The sequence below is a fragment of the uncultured Arcticibacterium sp. genome, assembly GCF_964021845.1.
GTDB lineage: Bacteria > Bacteroidota > Bacteroidia > Cytophagales > Spirosomataceae > Arcticibacterium.
This window is the reverse complement of the sequence record NZ_CAXHZC010000001.1, coordinates 615,605-636,696: the sequence shown is the minus strand read 5'-3', so window position 1 is coordinate 636,696 and position 21,092 is coordinate 615,605. Positions and strand designations below refer to the sequence as shown.

The following is a 21,092-nucleotide window of genomic DNA, read 5'->3' as shown; positions in this document are numbered from 1 at the left end:
CGTTACCAAATTATATAAGCTAAAGACTATAAAAACGCAAAAAGCCTCATTCAAGAGAATAGAAGGCACTTTTCTTCTAAAAAGAAGCTTGAAATTATTTTTATTTTTTTTTGCTTTTTTTTCAATTTTCATTGAAACTTTTGAAATTCTATGAGTTTTTTTTGCCTTTCGCACATACTATCATCATTTAATTAGTACTATTCGTTCAAAACTTGATTTAACTAAATCTTTGTATTGTACAATTTTTCCGAGATTTTAGCCATTAAATTGTTTGAAAAAATATTCACGCTTGAATTATACGGGGGGGAGGCGGCTAAATTCAAGTTAAACTTGTGAGATACGCCCTAAACTGCGTTGTAATTTTGACTTTGCTTCCCTAGGCTCATGATTAGGAGCTAAACATTTGTATTCCCAATAAGTTTTTGGAACTTGAATTCCAATGCAAGTGAACCAAAAAAGCCTAAACAAACCTGTCTTTTTCCCTCCATTAATAGTGCTTCTGCTTACGGTGGCTTATGGCATTTATGCACCAGAAGAGTTTCTAAATATGGTCAAAAGTGCCAACTCGTGGATTTTAACACATTTTGGCTGGCTCTTTACATGGAGTAGTTTCCTCTTTTTGCTTTTAATTTTAGCCATATACTTCTCTCCTATTGGAAAAACTAGGTTTGGAGGTAAAGAAGCAAAGCCTACACTGAGTAAACACACCTGGTTTGCAATAGCCATTTGTACCACCACCGCATCTGCTTTAATATTTTGGGCATGTGCTGAGCCACTTTACCATTTAAACAGTCAAACTGATGGTTTAAATTTGACCGTAGGTTCAAAAGAGGCCGTTGCTTTTTCTATGTCAACTTTATTCATGCATTGGAGCTTTACACCTTATGGAATTTACACTGTGGCAGGCCTAGCATTTGCACATGCCTACTATAACCTCAAACAGCCCTTCAGTATTGGAAGTATGATGTACCCCTTATTGAAAGAAAATGCTCATGGTAAAATTGGCGACATAGCTGATATCATTTGCCTGTACGCTCTCATATTAGGCATGTCGGCTTCTTTAGGTGGGGGCTTGCTAGCTATCTTAGGTGGTTTAGAAACTAATTTTGGTATTAGCAGCTCTTCCAATCTTATGCTCATGGTATGCGTGGTGATAGTGTGTACTTTCATTATTTCGTCGGCTACTGGATTGACAAAAGGCATTAGGTTTTTCTCCAATATCAACATTAGCATTTTTATAGGACTGGCCTTTTTTGTTTTTATTCTTGGACCTTCTAAGGAAATTATAACTACCGCCTTAAATGGTGCAAAAGATTATGTAGTCAATTTTTTACCAAGGAGTCTTAATATTAATTCAGGAATTCAAAAAGAATGGTATGATAGCTGGACCAACTATTATTTGGCTAACTGGTATGCTTGGGCACCTATTACTTCACTTTTCCTAGGTAGATTGGCTATAGGCTATACTGTAAGAGATTTCATCAATTTCAATCTTCTCTTCCCGTCCTTATTCGCCATTATCTGGATGAGTATTTTTGGAGGTACTACTCTTCATTTTGATATTTTAGGGAACGGAGAGCTATTCCAGTATATGACAGCGTTTGGAGAAGGAAATGCCATGTATGCCATGTTTTCTAAACTTTCTTATGGCAATGTGATGAGCCTATTTGCTCTCGCCATGCTATTTATTGCGTTTATTACCGCCGCAGATTCTAATGTATCGGCCATGAGTGCCCTTAGTTCAAAAGACATTCACCCTACTAGCCCTGAGGCCGCCATCTGGATAAAAGTAATTTGGGGAGTGCTTATTGGTACCGTTTCGTATATTATGCTAACATATGCCGGAATAGATGGCATCAGAATTTTATCTGTGTTGGGAGGTTTCCCTTCTATGTTTCTGATTATTATAGCAGCTTTAGGCCTTTTAAAAATGCTGATTTATAGTAAACCATAAGCTTGCCATATTGTCCAGAAAATTGTTTTCAGCACCTGCATCTTTCTTGCTTGAAATTCGTATTTTCATTTTAAATAATCTTTGTGAATACTTTATAACTAAGAGCGAATTATGCAAACCAAAGTTTTGGGAATTATAGGTATGGGGCCCAGAGGGCTTTATGCTTTAGAAAGTTTCATAAAAGCACTTCATACTTTAGTTAACGTTCAAATTTTGCTTTTTGAAGAAACTGGTAATTTCGGAAATGGACAGGTTTATGACCTTAATCAAGCTAAGTCTAACTGGATGAACGTATCTGAAAGAGTCTTAACGCTGGAAATGCGGAAGGCCATAAAATTAGATACTATAAAGATTCCGTCTTTCCCTTCATTTCACGATTGGTTAAACGAAGACTACCAAAAAACCTCAAGTGAAAAACCTGACTATTATCCGCCTAGGACTAAAATAGGTCAATATTTAAGTGAACGCTTTAAGTCAATCTCAATGCCTCTTTTAGAACAAAGAAAAATAAGCTTATTGACAGAACAAGCAGAAGATATAGAAGTCAAAGACAATGGGCAAATTTGTATTCGTACCAATAAAAACTGTTATAATAATGTAAACGAGGTTCTTCTCACCATTGGGCATCAGCCCACAAAACTCGACAAACAGATGCAAGAGTGGGAGCATTTCACATCATTTAACCCTACGCTCAAACTTTTTAAAACACCCTACCCTATCTATGATTACTTAAATCACTCTCAACTTAATTCTAAAAGCAAAATTGGTATTCGTGGTTTTGGTTTAGCTATGATAGATGTAGCTAGAGGTATTGCCCTGAAGTTTGGCAACTTCATTATAGACGATGAAAAAACTAGAGCATGCCATTTCAAAAGCTCTGATGTTATCACTGGTATGCTAATTCCTTTTTCATTAGATGGCCTACCACCCGCCCCAAAACCCCTAAACGGAATAATAGATACATGGTTTAAACCTTCGGAGGAAGATTTATCTGAGTTTGAAATTAAAATTGGCAACAAGGATAGCCAAAGGAGTGCAGAAAATACATTGTTTTTGATTGAGGCTTTTGCGTCCATTGCCGCGACGATATATCATAAACTCCCTGATGCTTATTTAACAGAAAACTTAAGTTTAAATCAAACCGAGCATCTAATAAAACAATGGCTCCTTGACCAAAAAACAGAACATCCTGCATTACTTTCCCAAAAGCAGCCTGCGGTTAAAATGATGCGAGATTTTGTAGATATGGCAACAGGTAAAACAGCGATAAGTTTAGACTATTGTATAGGGCAGGTTTGGCGATTTTGTCAACCATCTGTCTATGCACAGTTATCGTTTAATGAATGCTCTATTAAGGTCTTTGCGGATATTATTACGCTAGATGAAAGTACTAAAAGATACTCCTATGGTCCTCCTGTAGAAAGTATACAGCAAATGATAGCTCTAGCTAAAGCTGGAGTAATGAACTTAGAATTGGCAAATAACCCTGCGTTTGAACTGACTTCAGAAGGATGGCATATTGAATTAAAAGAAAATTCGCAAATAGCCAACATGATGATAGATTCTGTTTTAGACGCTCCAAAAATTGAAGCTGTTAATGCTCCAATTGTAGAAAAACTTCTTTCTAAGGATTTTATAGAGGCTATACATGACGATTTAGGAATAGACACCTTTGAAAATGCTTATGTAAAATCAGCAAACACCAACACTAATGTTCCTATAGCATTGCTTGGTCGTTTGGCAAAAGGAACCATCATTGGGGTAGACGCCATTGCGGAGTGTTTTGGCGAAAGACCTAAAAAATGGGCAAAAGAGGCCGCCAATAGATTTAAGTAAATAATTGACAAGTAAGTCTATCATACTCTTTAATAATAAGATTGTTATCCACCTCTGTATTTGAACAATATTTTTCAATTTTAAGGGAGTTCGCTTTTCAAAAAGTACCCCTATCAATTAGCCGATTCAATCTCATAAAATTCAAATTGAATCATTTTTTGATACTCTATTGAGAAAAGGAAATTTGAATGTCTAAATTGCTGCCAAATTCATCTTTTGAAACAATGGACAAAAATCAAAACTTAAACAAAGAAGCTCTTTTATATCATTCAAAAGGCAGACCGGGTAAAATTGAAGTTATACCTACAAAGGAATACGCCAACCAAAGAGACCTCTCGCTGGCATATTCACCAGGTGTGGCAGTACCGTGTTTGGCTATTGCTGAGAATAAAGACGACGTTTATAAATATACTGCCAAAGGCAATTTAGTAGCGGTAATTAGTAATGGAACTGCCGTTTTAGGCTTAGGAGATATTGGACCAGAGGCTAGTAAACCGGTAATGGAAGGTAAAGGCCTTTTATTTAAAATATATGCAGATATCGATGTTTTCGATATTGAATTAAACACTACCGATGTTGATGAATTTATAAGAACTGTCAAAATCATGGAGCCTACTTTTGGTGGGGTCAATTTGGAAGACATTTCTGCTCCAGCTTGCTTTGAAATAGAAGAAAGACTTAAAAAGGAATTAAATATTCCTGTGATGCATGATGACCAGCATGGAACGGCTATTATCTCTGCTGCTGCTTTGGTAAATGCTTTAGAAATAGTGGGTAAAGACATTGAAAAAGTCAAAATTATAGTGAATGGAGCTGGTGCTTCCGCTATTTCATGTAGCAAACTTTACGTCTCTTTAGGAGCAAAAAAAGAGAACGTTTTTATGTTTGATAGCAAAGGGCTTATTCACCCAGATAGAGATAACCTTTCTGGTAAAAAAGCAGACTTTGTCAATGATAATATGGCTCCTGAAACTACTTTGAGTCAGGCCATAGATGGTGCGGATGTATTCATTGGTTTATCAAGAGGTGGAACATTGAAAAAGGAAATGGTCAAAACAATGGCTAAGGATTGTATAGTTTTTGCCATGGCAAACCCTGACCCAGAAATAACTTATGAAGATGCCACTAGTGTAAGAAAAGATATAATCATGGCCACGGGTAGGTCTGACTATCCAAACCAAGTTAATAACGTACTAGGTTTCCCTTACATTTTCAGAGGAGCTTTGGACGTAAAATCAAGCGAGATAAATGAGGCCATGAAACTAGCTGCAGTTCATGCACTAGCCGATTTGGCAAAAAAACAAGTACCAGAAATGGTAAACCTTGCTTACGGAACGGATAACCTGACTTTTGGAAAAGATTACATTATCCCAAAACCTGTAGACCCACGTTTACTTACTTCGGTAGCTCCTGCGGTAGCAAAAGCTGCCATGGATTCTGGAGTGGCTAAAGCCAATATTACAGACTGGGATGCCTACGAACTAGAACTTTCAAAGAGATTAGGACAAGATAATAGCCTTCTTAAAATCATTCATAATAAGGCTAAACAGAACCCAAAGAGGGTGGTTTTTGCGGATGCAGAAAACCTGAACGTGCTAAAGGCAGCTCAGGAGGTAATGAATGAAAAACTTGCTATTCCGATACTCCTCGGGAACGTGGAGACTGTCAAACAGATTATTGAAACTAATAGCCTTGATTTAAATGGTGTTGAGATTTTAGACCCATCACAAGCCAACCCGAAAATCTTGGATGATTATGGAAATCAGTTTTATGAACTAAGAAAAAGAAAAGGTTTCACCCATGACGAGGCTCACGGAATTATGAAACGTCGTAGCTATTTTGGTGCTATGATGCTGAAAAATGGTGCTGCTGATGCCATGATTGGCGGTCAAACAAGAAACTACCCTGAAACCATCAGACCAGCCCTTCAGATTATTGGAAAACGTGCAGGTCTTAGGAAAGTTTCTGGTATGTATATCTTAATGAGCCGTTTTGGTCCATTATTCTTAGCCGACACCACTATTAATTTTGACCCATCTGTAGAAGAATTGGTAGAAATAGCTGAATTAGCGGCAGAGGAAGTAAGAAAGTTTAACATCACTCCTAGAATAGCCTTCTTAACCTACTCTAACTTTGGTTCTGTAGCAGAAGGTCCTGCTCCTATGCGTATGAGAGCTGCTGTAGCAGAACTTAAGAAAAAATACCCTGACTGGATAGTAGATGGTGAAATGCAAGCTCACTTGGCATTTGACCATGAGTTATTAAAAACTAATCATCCGTTTAGTGATTTGGCCGATGGAAGTGCAAACACCTTCATTTTCCCTAATTTATCTTCTGCTAACATTGCCTATAACATGGTAAAGGAAATTGCGGATATTGAGAAAATAGGACCAATAGTAATGGGACTGAAAAAACCTGTAAAAATATTACAAATGGGTGCCAGTGTGAGAGAAATAGTTAACATGGTTTCACTGGCTGTGGTGGATGCACAACGAAGTGAATAATGCCAAAAGTTTCTATCATTACTATTACTTATAATGCCGAAAAGGTACTAGAACGTACTATAATGAGTGTTCTGGCTCAAACCTCTCAGGATTTTGAGTACATCATAATAGATGGAGACTCTAAAGACGGCACAAAGGCTATTTGTAATAAATACGAAAAGCACATCGACCTATTTTCTTCTGAAAAAGATGAAGGCATTTATGATGCTATGAACAAAGGTCTCCGTTTAGCCAACGGAGACTTTGTTTGGTTTATGAATGCTGGTGATGAAATAGCCAGTAGTGATACGCTGGAAAACATCTTTTCTAAACTTACTTCGAATACTGATTTAATATATGGCGATGCACTATTTGTCAATGATGAAGGCATAGTCAGAGGCCTGCGGTCAAAACTCACTCCTCACAAACTAAAGACTGATATTAGCTGGCAAGATTTACGATTTGGCATGTTGGTTTGCCACCAGTCACTATTAGTTCATAACAGCATAGCCCCTACCTTTATTTTAAATAATTTAAGTGCAGATGTAGATTGGGAAATAAAGAGTTTTAAAGCTTCTAAGGAGCAGCTCTTTTTAAACGAGCCTTTGGCAAATTATTTAGAAGGCGGTGTCTCAAACCAGCAACTTGAAAAGTCTCTTAAAGATAGGTTCATCGTCTTAAAAAAGCATTTCGGATTAATTCCTACACTTTTCTATCATCTCATAATTCTAGGAAGAGGACTAAAAAAAATCTGGACTAATAAAGGGAAGTATTGGTAATAGCTTAGCGACTAACTGTCTAAACTCTAATATGTATCCCAATAACATTCCGCTCTACTGGAGCTAATTACATCTACTAGTATTCTGTCATGATAAACGGACTATCTCTGGAATAGTCTTGAATGCTCCGTAAGAGCAATATGTTAGTAAGCGAGGTATGAAACCCCTCGTAAAAAGAAGTTCATTATTGTCTGTTTGGCGTTATTTTGGCCATTATGCCAAAATCATAACAAACACCTAAGTACAAGTCAAAATCGAAAATTGTCTAGCCTAGGATAGCTTCATAAGATCTGAAACACCTTGCGTTTGATACGAAGTAAAACCTTCCCCATATTTTACGCCTATTTTATGGCCCATTTCTCTGCTTCTAGCTTCTACAAAATCTAAGAAATCAGGAGAAGAAATATAACTCTGTGGATCGGCACTGTTTGGGTCATAAAACTGACTACCAAAAGCCCTTATGGCTTTGTCTTTTACATCCCAAAAGTCAGTAATATCAATTACAAAATCAGGCTCAATGTACCTATCTTGAATATAGTGATAAAGGTGCTTTGGTCGCCACTCTTTTTGGGCGGAGCCATCTTCATTATAAGTCGGCACCATTCTTAGTCCTGCATAAAAACACGCGTCTACAGCCAAAGCAGATGACCTACCATGGTCTGGATGCCTGTCAGAAATACCGTTTGCTAAAACTATTTCTGGCTGATATTTTCGAATAACCTGCATTAGCTTCATTTGATGCTCTTCGTCATTCTTAAAGAAACCATCTCTAAAGCGAAGATTCTTTCTTGCGGCCAAACCCATCACTTTGGCTGATGCCGCTGCTTCGTCATCTCTAATTTCAGCAGAGCCTCTTGTACCTAATTCCCCACGTGTAAAATCAACGATACCTACCTTATAGCCCATAGAAATATGCTTTGCAATGGTTCCGCTACAACCCAGTTCGGCGTCGTCAGGATGAACAGCCATTACTAAAATATCTAACTTTACAGCCATAATTATTTTACTCTTAATCTTATACCTACGTAGAGTTTTTTGTAGGAGCTAATCTTGTTCAGACTGCAAATCTCAGCAACGGTTACATTAAAGTTACGTGCAATTTTGGTCAGGTTATCACCCGGCTTTACTCGGTACCATACTTTCTGAACTACCTCCGCAGGAATTTCTTCTTCAAAATCATCCTCAAAGTCGTCTGCACCAACATCACCTTCTACTTCCATTGTTGGGTCTAGCTCTTCTTCATGTTGCGATGCATCCACATCACCTAAAGCTACTCTTGGCGAACCTCCTCTCAGGTAATTATACATTTTTGCAGTCATCAAAAACTCCTGCATTCTTATCTGTGTATTTTCTCTTTGAAAGTCAAATATATTACCAGCGTCAAAAGGTGTTCCTTCATAACGTGTCTCAAAGTGCAGATGAGAACCAGAACTTCTTCCAGTATTTCCCCCTCTACCTATTTCGTCTCCTGCCTTAACTACTGTATTCACAGGGAAATTAAGTTTTGACATGTGACCATAAACAGTCTCTAAACCATTGTAATGGCGAATTACCACAGCTCTACCTAAGGCACCTCTGTAAGATGAAATTCTTATTACACCATCAAAAGCAGCATAAACAGGGTCTCCCGTTTCAAGGTCAATATCTGTACCTCTGTGCCACCTTCCCCATCTAAATTTGAAATGAGATGTTACAGGACATTCATCTAATGGCGGAGCCCAATATCTCCCTTTAGTCAAATCATAAAGTTTGATAGGAATAACATCATTGAAGTCTCTTGGGTTTATACCATAAGGATTGACATAAGTATTATCCCAGATAGAGAAGTAACTGGCTATTTTCACCATTTCGTCGGTTCCCGGAAACCTCGCACCGTCTTCAATTTCCACAATCATGAGTTCACCCTCATCTAAAGTATTTGGGTCTTCATGAATGTTTTCGTTTAGCTTTTTTAAAGGTTCAATCTCTACCATTCCACCACTCATAGATTCTGAGCCAGGAAAATTGGAAGGGGCATTGTATTGAACTTCTTTTTTCTCAAATGAATTTGAGAATCTTAGTTTTGGTTCTTCTTCAAATTGAAAATCTACCTCATCTTGAAAAGTGTTATTCAAGTCTTGAGTTTGAGATTCATTAGATGGAGTTTCCGTAGTCTCCATTTTCTTCTGAAAAATTTTCGGTGCTTTAATTACTTTCCCACGCTCTCTCTGAGCAAAGGAAACTTGCACAGCACACAGAAGAACCAAAACTAAAAAACTTCTTAACATAGTATTTTATTCGTGAGCAGCTAAATATCTTTCAGCATCTAAAGCGGCCATACAGCCAGTACCTGCAGCTGTTACTGCTTGGCGGTAAATCTTATCCATGGCATCTCCAGAAGCAAAAACTCCTTCAATATTCGTTTTCGATGTACCTTTTTCAGCATTAATATAGCCAGTTTCATCCAGATTTAACCAACCTTTGAAGATATCTGTGTTTGGCTTATGACCAATGGCCACAAAAAATCCAGTTGCAGTAATAACAGATTCTTCCTTCGTAATATTATTTATTACTTTAACTCCTTCCACTTCTTTTTCTCCAAGCACCTCTACAGTTGACGTATTAAACAATACTTCAATGTTAGCTGTATTTTCCACTCTCTTCTGCATAATGGTAGAAGCTCTAAATTCGTCACGTCTTACTAACATGGTAACTTTTTTACAAAGCTTAGAAAGATAATGAGCTTCCTCACATGCTGTATCTCCTGCTCCTACTACCACTACTTCATGACCTCTATAAAAGAAACCATCACAAACAGCACAAGCAGAAACACCACTTCCGTTTAATCTATCTTCAGACTCTAAACCTAACCACTTGGCAGATGCTCCGGTGGCTATAATGACAGCTTTGGCTATAATAACTTTATTTTCGTCTATAACTACTTTATGAGCTAATGGTGTAGTAAAATCTACGGAAGTAGCCATACCATAACGATTATCTAAACCAAATCTTTCTGCCTGCTTTCTAAACTCCTCCATCATTGCAGGACCTTGAACACCATCAGGATAACCCGGATAGTTTTCTACATCATTTGTAATGGTTAATTGCCCACCAGGCTGCCCACCTTGGTACATTACAGGCTTAAGTCCAGCTCTTCCAGCATAAATAGCAGCGGTATATCCCGCAGGGCCTGAGCCCAATATTAAAACTTCTACGTTTTCTTCAGTCATTCTCTTATTTATTAGTAATTGACGGTTTTACTAGTTCTCAACAGTCCATTTGGCCGCAAAGTTCGCCAAATAAATAAGGAATAACAAGCCAATTTCAGATACAAAAGTAGGTCTAAAAGACTTGTTATAATTTACTAAGAATGTTAATAATTATTAATAGAATTTGGAAATCTACAGATGCTGAGGTTTGAAAGGAAAGTTTGATTAATTGTACACTATTATAAGCTATTGAATATTCCCTAGGCTTAAATAAAACAATGCTATTCTGACAACAACTGGATTATATAAGTCATTTCGTTTACGGTTTAATGCGGTCATTGATTGAAACGAGATAGGCTCATTGAAATTTTAGGTCGGCAGCTTAAAGACTACGTTTGGTCATAAAAAAATCGAGAAAAATATGATTATAATCAAAGAAGCTTCTTTAGCCTGCAAGGTTTCATTCAATCATAGTTTAAATGACTATCTTCCATATTCACATTAAAGAATTAGTCTTTGCAGAATAACGTAACATACTCGTCACTGTTTCTATTCATTCTTTTGGCGGCTTGCCAATCTGACCAAGAAACTATGAAGCCCGTAACTCAAGATATTACTGAGTCAGTTTACGCATCTGGCGTTTTAAAAAGTAAAAATCAGTACCAAGCTTATGCTACCGTAAGCGGCATTGTCAATGATGTTTTTGTAGATGAGGGTGCCGAAGTAGAAATCGGTTCGCCTTTACTATCTATTTTGGATGAAACTCAAAAACTGAGAACAGAAAACCTACGCCTCACAAATGAATTCAATGCTCTAAATATTAATCGTGGAAAATTAGAGAAGGCCAGGTCTTACCTCAATTTGACCAAAAGCGAAATGAAGAGCGATTCTATTAATTTGGAAAGGCAAAAGAATTTGTGGAAACAAAACATAGGCAGTAAAATAACGCTGGAACAAAAAGAACTGGCTTACCAGAGTGCTAAGGCAAATTTCAAATCTGCACAGGAAAAACTCAGCGAACTAGATAGACAATTAACCTACCTTTCTAAGCAAGCCAAAAATAACCTTTTGATAAGTAATAAAAGTAATAGTGACTACTTAGTTAAGAGTAAAGTAAAAGGTAGAGTTTATCAACTAAACATAGAAAAAGGGGAATTTCTGAGTCCACAGGTTCCATTTGCCATTGTAGGTGATGGTGAAAAGTATGTACTAGAGATGCAAATTGATGAATATGACATAGTAACGGTAAAATTAGGGATGCCCGTGATGGTGGTATTAAATAGCTATCAAGATTCTGTTTTTAATGCGGTGGTTTCTAAGATTAACCCCATCATGAATTTGCAGAGTAAAACTTTTACCATCGAAGCTGAATTTGTAAAAGCACCTGCTGTACTTTATCCTAATATTTCTTTTGAAGCCAATGTGGTGATTAGCACCAAAAAAGATGCTCTGCTAATCCCAAGAAATTATCTACTAAACGATTCTACAGTGGTAAATAAATCTGGTGAAAAGGTAACCGTAAAAACGGGTCTAAAAGACTATCAGATGGTAGAAGTTTTATCAGGAATAGGTTTAAACGAAGAACTCGTTCTTCCTGAGCAATGAAACTAAAACTCATCACCGAGATTTCATTGGCTTTGCTACTAGCACGCCTAAAACAAACCATGGTAGCCGCTTTTGGAGTAACCTTCAGTATTGCCATGTTTATTGCATTGCTAAGTTTTATGGGTGGTTTAAATGATTTGCTAGATAGTCTAATTTTAAACCGGACACCACATGTAAGGCTATATAATGAAATTTTACCTTCTAAAATACAACCGATAGCTCGCTCTAGCCAGTTTCCTGAGTCCTATCATTTTGTACGACATATAAAGCCCAAAAATGAGCTTTTAGATATTCGGAATAGTGATGCCATTATAAAGGCATTGAAAAATGACAAAAACGTACGTGGCGTAGCTCCTAAAACTACCATGCCTGTTTTTTATAATATAGGAGATATTAACCTTACTGGTGTTATAAACGGAATAGATGTGGAAGAAGAAAGTAGGCTTTTCAGTTTTAAAGATTACGTGGTAGAAGGGAAAACTATAGACCTTAAAAACACACCTAACAGTATCATTTTAGGAAAAGGTGCCGCCGACAAAATGCTAGCTCAGCTGGGTGACAACATTCAAATTACCACAAGCAATGGCACCCGTTTCACTTTAAAAGTGGTTGGCTTTTTTCAATCTGGAATGGATGAGCTCGATAAAGTTCAAAGCTATACCACACTGGCCACCACGCAGAAGATGCTTAGTAAACCAGCCAGCTACGTTACGGATATTCAAGTCAAGGTAAAGGATATAGCCATGGCTCCCGCATTGGCAAAAACATACCACGAGCTATTTGATACAGAAGCCATTGATATACAAACTGCCAATGCCCAATTTGAAACAGGAAGCTCCGTACGAACACTTATTTCTTATGCCGTGGGAATTACCTTACTCATTGTTTCAGGTTTTGGTATTTTCAATATATTGAACATGATGATATATGAGAAAATGGATTCTATTGCGATACTGAAGGCAACTGGTTTTTCTGGGAAAGATGTCAATGCCATTTTCTTAACTATTGCTCTAACCATTGGCTTAGTCGGTGGTATACTGGGCTTGATTTTTGGTTTAGGTTTTTCAGCATTGATTGGTATTATTCCTTTTAATAACGCCTCTATGCCTGCGGTCAAAACCTACCCAATAAACTATAATCCAATGTTTTATGTAATAGGTGCAGCATTTTCTATCATTACCACCTATTTGGCGGGTTACTTTCCGTCTAAAAAAGCAAGTAAAGTAGACCCTGTGGATATCATAAGAGGTAAATAAACATGGAGAAAAAGAAAATAATAGAAGCTGTAGATATTTGTAAGTCATTTCATGACCCCATTACCGTGCAGGTACTCAATGATGTTAGTTTCGCTATCCGTGCAGGGGAATTTGTGTCTGTCATGGGGAAATCTGGATGTGGAAAATCTACCTTACTTTATATCTTATCTACCATGGATACTAGCTATGAAGGTGAGTTATTCTTGGATGGGGTTTCTATGACAAATAAAATTGATGAAGAGTTAGCAAAAGTTAGAAATGAAAAGATAGGTTTCGTTTTCCAATTTCATTATTTACTTAGTGAATTTAATAACCTTCAAAATGTAATGCTACCAGGTTTAAAACTAGGTAAGCTGACACCAAAAGAAGTAGAGCATCATGCTTATGAAAAATTGAGAATTCTAGGAATAGAAAAAGAAGCTTTAAAATACCCAAACCAAATAAGCGGAGGGCAAAAACAGCGAGTAGCTATAGCACGAGCACTTATAAACGAACCTTTAATTATTATGGGCGATGAACCCACCGGTAACTTAGACAAAAAGAATGGCGATGTGGTTTTTGACATTTTCAAGGAACTGGCAGAAGAGTATCAGCAGTCTTTATTGATAGTTACACATGACCCTGATTTCGCAGCAAACACGCACAGAATAATTACCATGGAAGACGGTAGAGTCATCAAAACCCCTAGCGACTAGCACTGAGGCCCGTCCACAGAACTGAAATTAAGAGAAGACGTCATTTTCATTTTGAACTAAACAAATAATACAATGAATACGAGAAAAATTTTAGGCATCTGGATGGACCATTCCGCAGCACATTTAATCAATTTAAAAGAAGAAATAAAAATCATCAACTCGGATTTTGATTTTGAGATGCAAGATGAAGCCAAACAAAAAAGTGAGAATCTCATGCACAATAAAAGGCAACAAATGATAGGTGCTTTTTACAAAGAAATTTCGGCTGAGATATTGAAATATAATCATGTACTTCTTTTTGGCCCTACCAATGCTAAGGTAGAACTTCACAATTATCTTAACAAGGACTTACATTTTAAGGAGATAAAAATTGATGTATTAGCGGCAGATAAAATGACTGACAATCAAAAGATTGCTTTGGTAAAAAAACATTTTGAAGCTTAGTTATATTTCCGATTTCAAATTGTCAATTTCGGGAATTCTGGTAACGGAAAGAGTTAATATAAGTAACTCACTAGAAAAGAGAACACTCTTTTTCATAGCTATAAGTCTTTAAAGCACAGCCCTAAAAAAATAAACAGCTGATTTAAAGCATACTTAAAGCAAATCCTTCAGCACTTATGATAAAAAGTAGGAGTTCGAAAGCAAGTACTGACAATACACCCCTTTATCCCTACCTTTGCGTTTCAAAAAAATACATTGGAAGTGGAGAGTTTTAAACAATTGGGTGTTGCTGCGTCTTTTATCAAGGCTTTGGGCGATTTGAAAATCCAAAAACCGTCAGAGATACAACAAAAGGCAATTCCTTATTTATTGGCAAATAAAGGAGATTTAATAGGTCAAGCTCCTACCGGAACAGGAAAAACTATTGCATTCGGTTTGCCGCTTTTACACCTTGTATCGGAGGATAAAAAACAAATCCAAGGATTGGTACTAGCCCCAACAAGAGAGTTATGTCAACAAATTGCTAAGCAATTATTCAAATTGACAAAATATGGCCCAAAAGTATTTACAGAGGCTATTTATGGTGGTGAAAAGATAGAGATACAAATAGCAAACCTTAAACGTCCCACCCAAATTGTAGTGGCCACACCAGGTAGGTTGCTAGATTTGATAGATAGAGGAGCGATAGACCTGAGCGAGGTTAAAACCATAGTTTTAGATGAAGCCGATGAAATGTTAAGCATGGGCTTTAAAGATGAGCTAGAAAGAGTCATGGACACTATTCATAGGAACTCCGCAAAGTGGCTATTTTCGGCAACTATTCCTGTGGCATTGCAAAGCCTTATTACAAGATTTATGAACCCTGGCTTACACCGAATTTCGGTTAGTAAAAATGTGGAGATCAATACTAAAATTGAACACCAGTTTTTTATCTGTGAACAGAGTCAAAAGTTTGACTACGTATATGAGTTTTTAAAATCTCAAGGTTCTGCTAAAGGCATTGTGTTTTGCAGAACAAGAGCAGATACTGAGGTGGTAGCACGAAAACTTATGGGTAAACACATTTCAGCAGATGCACTTCATGGAGACCTAGGTCAGCGTGACCGGGATAAAGTAATGAGAGCTTTTATCAAAGGCAGAATCAAAGTCTTGGTAGCTACGGATATTTCTGCCCGTGGAGTTGATGTAGAAGACGTGGCCTTTGTAATTCACTATCAATTACCAGAACAAATAGAAGCCTATACCCACAGAAGTGGTAGAACCGCAAGAGCAGGAAAAAGAGGTATCTCCATTTGTTTTGTAGACAAATACGAAATGAAAGTCATTAACCAAATAGAGAAAACCTTAAAGGTTAATTTTATTAAGATTTAAGGGGTTCTTTCTCGAACTCGAAGTGTATTGAGATTCTCGACAGGGTCACCTCTCGAGAATCTCTCTTCTATGGATTATAACTACTCCCCCTCCACCACCACATCCCTAAACATAAACACATTATCACTCACTCTCAAAGCTTTGCCACTGGTGGTGGTAACATTATTGAGAGTTACTTTTTTGGTGATGACATATGGAAAAGCCTGAATGTAGCTTTCTTCAGTCATTTCTTTGTTGAAATTTGTAAAAATAGCGGGTCCATTATAATCTGCAGAAGCAGCTGAGTCGTCTATTTTAAGGTTTTCAATGGTTATTTTTTCTGGCATGTAACAGGTATACCCAAAATCATGCTGTCCCGAATAAGCCCCTCCTATCAAACTGATGTTATTTCCTGTGCCCTCTCTTGGTTTGAAAATACAATCGCGAATTATTAACTCACCTTGCCAAGTACTCCCATAATCAGAACGTAAGTTTATAAGACTCCAACCTTGTATTGTGCTATTTTCCACCGTAAAAGTTCCGCTGCCAATGGCGTTAATTCCCATGTGACCTAATGTAGAGTTTCTGATGGTGGCATTGGCTACGCCCTTATGAGCGTCAAAACGTGAAAAAGTACAATTATCGAATAATAAATTTTTACAATAATTAGAACCCATGATTCCCCAATAGGTGCGGTCGTTAATATCATTTGTCTGGCTACAGTTTAAAAAAGTAACATTAAGTGCTCGCCCTATCAAAATGTCATATGTCCCCATGGTTACAGGTTTGCCTGCCGTGCCAATGGTACTAAAGGTCTTATGTCCTGTCAAAATGGTGTTTTTGACCGTAACAAAGCAGCAGTCGGTAATCGAGATAAATCCGCTATATGGTGCTCCATGGTTTCCTTCCCCTCTCACTCGATGCTCCAATCCATCTACCACTACATTAGAGCGTTTTATTGATATATTTCGGGAGTAATAATTGTATTTTGACTCCTCATCATTGGCTATTGTAGTGAAATGACCTCCACTGATGTTTAAGATTTTATCGTCTATTGGCAAAGCCGTCATTTCTGTAATTTTGTCAAAATCCCATATAATGGGAGCGTCCATATCTACATTTCCGTTTTTGTCTACCAGAAAGATATCCGTTTGGTCTGCTCCATTATTTTGGTTTAATCCATAACGTATATAATGCTTCACATGAGCGTTATTAACTGTAATGAGACTGCTTTGTGGCAATGAAACATTTATTTTTGACTGATTTCTTTTTAAAGAATTAATACCATCTAGTTTCACTGGTTCAAGATTTGAACTCACCTTAAAAATAGCCGTATTGCGGTCTTCCACGTCCGTATCATCAATGATGAATTTTGCTGTTCCAAAATCAGTATCTGTTTGTATAATGGCAGTTCGTTTTACACCGCTAATGTAATACGTGGCACCTTGGTCTGCTTTCACTAAAAGTCCTTCTTGGTTAGCAAAGGCATGTGTAGCAGCAATAGCGTTGATGTCGTCGGTTTCACCGTTTCCTTTGGCTCCAAAATCACTGTATTGCACTGTTCCTAGAGCTTTAAATTTTCGTACATCCTCTGGTGAAACATTTAAATGTAATTTGCCTTTTTTATTAGCACTCACTTCGGTAGCACCATCTTCAGAAGTAATTAAAACAGTTTCGTGCGAAGCATTATGGGTCTGACCTTGTGAAGTCAATACACAGCTAAATAAGCAAAACAAAACAAGGAGTTTATTAAGACGAAGAATCATCAATATGGTATAATTTAGAAATGGTTGAAAGTCCTACAAGTTGGGTATTTTATGTCAGAATCAGAAAGTATCTAAGACTAGAATACCACCTCTTTAGATATCAGTTATATAAGTCTCGACCTAAGTTAGATGTTTTGTAAAAAATGCTTGCCTCTACCGCAAGTCCTAGCACAGTAAATACCTATCTGCATACTGTAAATCAACCTTAATAAATAAAATTTCACTTTCTTGTTATGCCAAAATCCGTTTCTCGTTATGTAAGTATAAGATGAAAACAAACGATTTTAAAAATAGGGTACTTTCATTATCAGAACGGATATTTCCAATGGTAAATAGGTTGCTAGGAAATAGCACCACCGCTCAAGATGCCACCCAAGAGATTATGATTAAACTCTGGGACAAGCGTAAGCAAATTGAAAATCACCCTAATCTTACCGGTTTTGTTTTCATGACCGCTCGCAATTATTGCCTCGACATTTTAAAGCGAAAAGGACCAAAATTAGTATCGTCTGATTTAGAACTTAATAATTTGCACGCCGCCACTGGGCAAGAGGAATTTGAATGGAATGAGCTCACAAGCATCGTAGAAAAAATACTAAAGCAGCTGCCTGAGCAGCAAAGAGACATCATGACTATGCGTGATATTGATGGTTTGGAGTTTAAAGAGATTGCGGAAGCTACAGGACTTAAGTTAGAGCATGTGCGTGTGCTGCTTTCACGAGCTAGAAAAGAGGTAGCGGCAAGCCTAAAAAAAATGGAGGATTATGGACATTGAAAAATTAATAGAAAAATATAAGGCAGGAGAAACCACTTTGAAAGAAGAGCAATTTCTCCTTGAAAACACATCAGATGTTGACACCGAAATGTCGGCATGGTTTCAATACGCAAAACAAAAAAGAAAGGAACCCACGCCAGCACTGAAGGAGAAAATATGGGCATCCATTTCTAAAAAAAGAATACCATTTAGAATAGGAATGTTTGCTGCCGCAGCTTCTATCTTATTCTTGGCTGTTTTCTTTATCCATAATGCTAGACAAGAAAAGCTAGCTTATGAAAAGAAAGAAGCTACGCTGAAAGAGGCTCTAGCCATGCTCTCAGAACCTGAAATCATACCTTCTAAAAAGAATATTATTTACGAAGACGAATTAGTAATCATTTACAACAATCCAGAATAAGCAGAATTTACAATCATTTAATAATACAATTATGAAAAAGTTACTCTTAGCCCTTTGCCTTTTTAGTTTCACATTGACCACTGCTTTAGCACAAGATTCCAATTTAAAAGTGGAAGTTAAAGATGGTCCCAAACCTGATATTTATATTGACGGTAAAAAGTACGACCATGACATTCTAGACCTATTAGACCAAAACAAAATAGAATCTGTCAATGTGGTTAAGGGCAAAAAGGCTTTGGACGAATATAATGCCCCGAACGGTGTAATTTTTATTAAAACAAAAAATACAAATCCTGATCATGAAGTTAAAATCAGGGTAAAGGATTCAAAAGATGTGAAATTGAGTTTTGATAAGGCAGACCCTATGATAATTATAGACGGAAAAAAGGTTGATAAAGCTACATTGAAAAAAGTAGACCCAGACAATATTGCCAGCATAGATGTTTTAAAAGACAAAGCGGCTTCAGATAAATACAATGCACCTAACGGCGTGATAATAGTAAAGACTAAATCGGGTAATAAGAAAAAGTAGACAATGAGAAATTCAAAAATGGTATATGGTAAAGTAATACTTCTATACCTCCACTATTTCAAAGTTGAACTGGGGCAAATACAAGCGATAAATAAACTCCGAATACATTAAGGAAGGTCTGGCCAAGTAAAGTTCAAAGTTCCCAAGTGTCTTGATTTCAAACTGGGAAGTTCTTTGCAATCGTCCTATTATCTCCCTTTTAAAAGCCAGTAAATAGACTATATGAGGATAATTGCAAAGAATAAGTTAAACCCCAAAGAAGAACCGTAGCCGAGTTTAGGCACAAAAGTAGGCTGTCCTTTTGAGACAGCCTATTCGTAAATTTTAAAAAAAGCTTATTCGAAATCACAAGGCTTTCCTAAACTTTCAAACTTAGCTAGCTCAGCTATAAGTCCCTGGTTTACTTTTCCGAAAACGTCATACGCTATTTTACCTAAAGGCAAATGCACAGGAGCTTCTTCTAGCTGTGCTAATTTGTAAATAGCATCTGCCGCTTTTGCAGGGTCACCTGGCTGGTTGCCATTTAAGCCTTGCAAACCTCTGATACGCTCACCTACCGTGCTTTCATAATCGTCAATTTTGGTGTTATCATAAGCCGCCGAACTACCTGCCCACTCCGTTCTAAATGGACCTGGCTCTACATTCGTTACTTTGATATTAAGTGGCTTTAATTCTGCAGCTAAAGCTTCGCCAATACCTTCTAAAGCAAATTTAGACCCGTTGTAAATTCCTAAACCTTGAGAACCGATACGACCCGCAATAGAAGTTACATTTATAATATGCCCAGAACGCTGCTTACGCATTTCTGGCAATACTGCTCTAATAGTAGTTAAAACACCAAAAACGTTTACCTCAAATTGTCTTCTAACTTCTTCGTCAGAAATTTCTTCAATGCTTCCCATAATACCATAACCAGCATTATTAACAACTACATCAATCTTCCCGAATTTATCAAAAACGGTTTTGATACCGTCAATAATCATTTGTGTAGAAGCTACATCTATAAGTACTCCAAAAGAGTTACCTGGGTTTTCATTGGTAAAGGCATCTACTTGGGCTTGTTTTCTAAAAGTCCCTACCACTATTTGCCCTTGTGATAAAACCTCTTTGGCTAATTGTTTACCTAATCCGGAAGATACACCTGTGATAAACCATACTTTTTTTTCTGTACTCATTTTTGTTTTGATGAAGTATTGTTAAACAACTAAAATATTAAGACAAAACTACTAAAACATTTTTAGCCACATTGTTTATTACTTATCCTTAACTGCCAAATCTGATTAAAATGATACTATTAATTCCTTAAAGCCGAACTATTATCCCATAAAAGACACCTTATGACGTACGCTTCTCTAAGTCACCGACTATTTTAGCTAAACCTTTGGGCGGATATATTTTTTAGTCCCAGAAGGTTTATAGCCTCCAATGTATAATTTTCCAATTTGAGTTCTCAGCTTTTCAGGAAAGTCATCTTTAGAAGTAACTCCATTTTTCTTGAAAGCCTTTATCACAAGTTCGGCGGTTGCTCTACTATCTGCTTCTGCTCTGTGGTGATTAAATGAAATACCATTATGATTGCACAAGGTTTTCAAATCATATGCTGGCAACCCGAACCAAACTTTTTTAGAAAAAATATAACTACAAGAGTATTCTAATTCGGGAAAAGGTAAGTTATATGTTTCAAGCGTTTTTCTTAAAACACTAAAGTCAAAACCCGCATTATGGGCAATCAGGAACTTATTCTCAATCAAGGGTTTGATTTCGTTCCATAACACGTCAAATTCTGGTTTATCAGCAACATCTCTTGGTCTAATTCCATGAATTGAAATATTGAAAGAATTAAATTCTTCATATAACGGTTTGATTAGCCAAGATTTACTATCCACAATTTTAAAATTTTCAACAAAGGTCAGTCCTATTTCACAAGGGCTATCTCTTTGTGCTGTTGCAGTCTCAAAATCTATGGTTATAAAATCCATTCTTCCTTATTTTTAGATGAGTCTTAGCATCTATTCTTTCGTATCCGCAA

General features: G+C 37.0%; 18 protein-coding genes. 12 read left to right on the top strand and 6 right to left on the bottom strand.

From position 1 onward, the window contains the following. Positions 1-439: 439 nt before the first annotated feature. The 4 genes from AADJ06_RS02670 (at position 440) to AADJ06_RS02655 (ending at position 7,052) form a co-directional block, all read left to right on the top strand. A complete protein-coding gene (locus AADJ06_RS02670; RefSeq protein WP_341224851.1) occupies positions 440-1,954 on the top strand; it encodes a BCCT family transporter in 1,515 nt (504 codons plus the stop codon). Between the two features lie 111 nt (positions 1,955-2,065). Next, positions 2,066-3,790 carry an FAD/NAD(P)-binding protein gene (locus AADJ06_RS02665; protein WP_341224850.1) on the top strand — a complete coding sequence of 575 codons (1,725 nt, stop codon included), beginning with the start codon at positions 2,066-2,068 and terminating at the stop codon, positions 3,788-3,790. 224 nt (positions 3,791-4,014) lie between these two features. Beyond that, the gene (locus AADJ06_RS02660; protein ID WP_341224849.1) at positions 4,015-6,294 is read left to right on the top strand and encodes an NADP-dependent malic enzyme; all 2,280 of its coding nucleotides are present in this window, start codon (positions 4,015-4,017) and stop codon (positions 6,292-6,294) included. After that, a complete protein-coding gene (locus AADJ06_RS02655; protein WP_341224848.1) occupies positions 6,294-7,052 on the top strand; it encodes a glycosyltransferase family 2 protein in 759 nt (252 codons plus the stop codon). Before AADJ06_RS02660 ends, AADJ06_RS02655 begins: the two co-directional genes overlap by 1 nt. A gap of 270 nt (positions 7,053-7,322) precedes the next feature. On the opposite strand, the gene bshB1 is transcribed toward AADJ06_RS02655, so the two are convergent. From bshB1 to trxB, 3 genes are read right to left on the bottom strand one after another with little or no spacing between them, the layout of a single operon-like run. Next, the gene (bshB1, locus tag AADJ06_RS02650; RefSeq protein WP_341224847.1) at positions 7,323-8,048 is read right to left on the bottom strand and encodes a bacillithiol biosynthesis deacetylase BshB1; all 726 of its coding nucleotides are present in this window, start codon (positions 8,046-8,048) and stop codon (positions 7,323-7,325) included. Between the two features lie 2 nt (positions 8,049-8,050). Beyond that, the gene (locus AADJ06_RS02645; RefSeq protein WP_341224846.1) at positions 8,051-9,319 is read right to left on the bottom strand and encodes a M23 family metallopeptidase; all 1,269 of its coding nucleotides are present in this window, start codon (positions 9,317-9,319) and stop codon (positions 8,051-8,053) included. A gap of 6 nt (positions 9,320-9,325) precedes the next feature. Continuing rightward, a complete protein-coding gene (gene trxB / locus AADJ06_RS02640; RefSeq protein WP_341224845.1) occupies positions 9,326-10,261 on the bottom strand; it encodes a thioredoxin-disulfide reductase in 936 nt (311 codons plus the stop codon). A gap of 495 nt (positions 10,262-10,756) precedes the next feature. Between trxB and AADJ06_RS02635 the strand changes: the two genes are divergently transcribed. From AADJ06_RS02635 to AADJ06_RS02615, 5 genes are all read left to right on the top strand, one after another. Next, complete coding sequence (locus tag AADJ06_RS02635) at positions 10,757-11,845, top strand: efflux RND transporter periplasmic adaptor subunit (RefSeq protein WP_341224844.1); 1,089 nt, start codon at positions 10,757-10,759, stop codon at positions 11,843-11,845. Continuing rightward, positions 11,842-13,101, top strand: a complete 1,260-nt coding sequence (locus tag AADJ06_RS02630) for an FtsX-like permease family protein (RefSeq protein ID WP_341224843.1) — start codon at positions 11,842-11,844, stop codon at positions 13,099-13,101. Before AADJ06_RS02635 ends, AADJ06_RS02630 begins: the two co-directional genes overlap by 4 nt. A 2-nt stretch (positions 13,102-13,103) precedes the next feature. Continuing rightward, complete coding sequence (locus AADJ06_RS02625) at positions 13,104-13,796, top strand: ABC transporter ATP-binding protein (RefSeq protein ID WP_341224842.1); 693 nt, start codon at positions 13,104-13,106, stop codon at positions 13,794-13,796. Between the two features lie 72 nt (positions 13,797-13,868). After that, a complete protein-coding gene (locus tag AADJ06_RS02620) occupies positions 13,869-14,240 on the top strand; it encodes a hypothetical protein (RefSeq protein WP_341224841.1) in 372 nt (123 codons plus the stop codon). A 261-nt stretch (positions 14,241-14,501) separates the two neighbouring features. Continuing rightward, on the top strand, positions 14,502-15,611 hold the full coding sequence (locus tag AADJ06_RS02615; RefSeq protein WP_341224840.1) for a DEAD/DEAH box helicase: 1,110 nt from the start codon (positions 14,502-14,504) through the stop codon (positions 15,609-15,611). A gap of 80 nt (positions 15,612-15,691) precedes the next feature. Here AADJ06_RS02615 and AADJ06_RS02610 read toward each other — a convergent pair whose 3' ends face one another. Then, positions 15,692-17,356, bottom strand: coding sequence for a hypothetical protein (locus AADJ06_RS02610; RefSeq protein ID WP_341224839.1), 1,665 nt, complete (start codon positions 17,354-17,356; stop codon positions 15,692-15,694). Between the two features lie 268 nt (positions 17,357-17,624). On the opposite strand from AADJ06_RS02610, the gene AADJ06_RS02605 reads away from it, so the two are divergent. The 3 genes from AADJ06_RS02605 to AADJ06_RS02595 are packed head-to-tail and all read left to right on the top strand — an operon-like array spanning position 17,625 to position 19,063. Beyond that, complete coding sequence (locus AADJ06_RS02605) at positions 17,625-18,131, top strand: RNA polymerase sigma factor (RefSeq protein ID WP_341224838.1); 507 nt, start codon at positions 17,625-17,627, stop codon at positions 18,129-18,131. Then, on the top strand, positions 18,121-18,531 hold the full coding sequence (locus AADJ06_RS02600; protein ID WP_341224837.1) for a hypothetical protein: 411 nt from the start codon (positions 18,121-18,123) through the stop codon (positions 18,529-18,531). Before AADJ06_RS02605 ends, AADJ06_RS02600 begins: the two co-directional genes overlap by 11 nt. 31 nt (positions 18,532-18,562) lie before the next feature. Further along, positions 18,563-19,063 carry a hypothetical protein gene (locus AADJ06_RS02595; protein ID WP_341224836.1) on the top strand — a complete coding sequence of 167 codons (501 nt, stop codon included), beginning with the start codon at positions 18,563-18,565 and terminating at the stop codon, positions 19,061-19,063. Positions 19,064-19,398: 335 nt separating this feature from the next. Here the strand turns inward: AADJ06_RS02595 and AADJ06_RS02590 are convergent, their stop codons facing one another. Continuing rightward, positions 19,399-20,238 carry an oxidoreductase gene (locus tag AADJ06_RS02590; protein WP_341224835.1) on the bottom strand — a complete coding sequence of 280 codons (840 nt, stop codon included), beginning with the start codon at positions 20,236-20,238 and terminating at the stop codon, positions 19,399-19,401. Between the two features lie 198 nt (positions 20,239-20,436). After that, a complete protein-coding gene (locus AADJ06_RS02585) occupies positions 20,437-21,042 on the bottom strand; it encodes a 3'-5' exonuclease (protein WP_341224834.1) in 606 nt (201 codons plus the stop codon). Positions 21,043-21,092: the final 50 nt, after the last annotated feature.

Coding starts and splice junctions, on each gene's coding strand:
- trxB (WP_341224845.1), bottom strand. CDS start 10,261: ATGACTGAAGAAAACGTAGAAGTTTTAATATTGGGCTCAGGCCCTGCG.
- AADJ06_RS02665 (WP_341224850.1), top strand. CDS start 2,066: ATGCAAACCAAAGTTTTGGGAATTATAGGTATGGGGCCCAGAGGGCTT.
- bshB1 (WP_341224847.1), bottom strand. CDS start 8,048: ATGGCTGTAAAGTTAGATATTTTAGTAATGGCTGTTCATCCTGACGAC.
- AADJ06_RS02605 (WP_341224838.1), top strand. CDS start 17,625: ATGAAAACAAACGATTTTAAAAATAGGGTACTTTCATTATCAGAACGG.
- AADJ06_RS02600 (WP_341224837.1), top strand. CDS start 18,121: ATGGACATTGAAAAATTAATAGAAAAATATAAGGCAGGAGAAACCACT.
- AADJ06_RS02630 (WP_341224843.1), top strand. CDS start 11,842: ATGAAACTAAAACTCATCACCGAGATTTCATTGGCTTTGCTACTAGCA.
- AADJ06_RS02660 (WP_341224849.1), top strand. CDS start 4,015: ATGGACAAAAATCAAAACTTAAACAAAGAAGCTCTTTTATATCATTCA.
- AADJ06_RS02590 (WP_341224835.1), bottom strand. CDS start 20,238: ATGAGTACAGAAAAAAAAGTATGGTTTATCACAGGTGTATCTTCCGGA.
- AADJ06_RS02585 (WP_341224834.1), bottom strand. CDS start 21,042: ATGGATTTTATAACCATAGATTTTGAGACTGCAACAGCACAAAGAGAT.
- AADJ06_RS02645 (WP_341224846.1), bottom strand. CDS start 9,319: ATGTTAAGAAGTTTTTTAGTTTTGGTTCTTCTGTGTGCTGTGCAAGTT.
- AADJ06_RS02610 (WP_341224839.1), bottom strand. CDS start 17,356: ATGATTCTTCGTCTTAATAAACTCCTTGTTTTGTTTTGCTTATTTAGC.
- AADJ06_RS02595 (WP_341224836.1), top strand. CDS start 18,563: ATGAAAAAGTTACTCTTAGCCCTTTGCCTTTTTAGTTTCACATTGACC.
- AADJ06_RS02625 (WP_341224842.1), top strand. CDS start 13,104: ATGGAGAAAAAGAAAATAATAGAAGCTGTAGATATTTGTAAGTCATTT.
- AADJ06_RS02655 (WP_341224848.1), top strand. CDS start 6,294: ATGCCAAAAGTTTCTATCATTACTATTACTTATAATGCCGAAAAGGTA.
- AADJ06_RS02620 (WP_341224841.1), top strand. CDS start 13,869: ATGAATACGAGAAAAATTTTAGGCATCTGGATGGACCATTCCGCAGCA.
- AADJ06_RS02670 (WP_341224851.1), top strand. CDS start 440: ATGCAAGTGAACCAAAAAAGCCTAAACAAACCTGTCTTTTTCCCTCCA.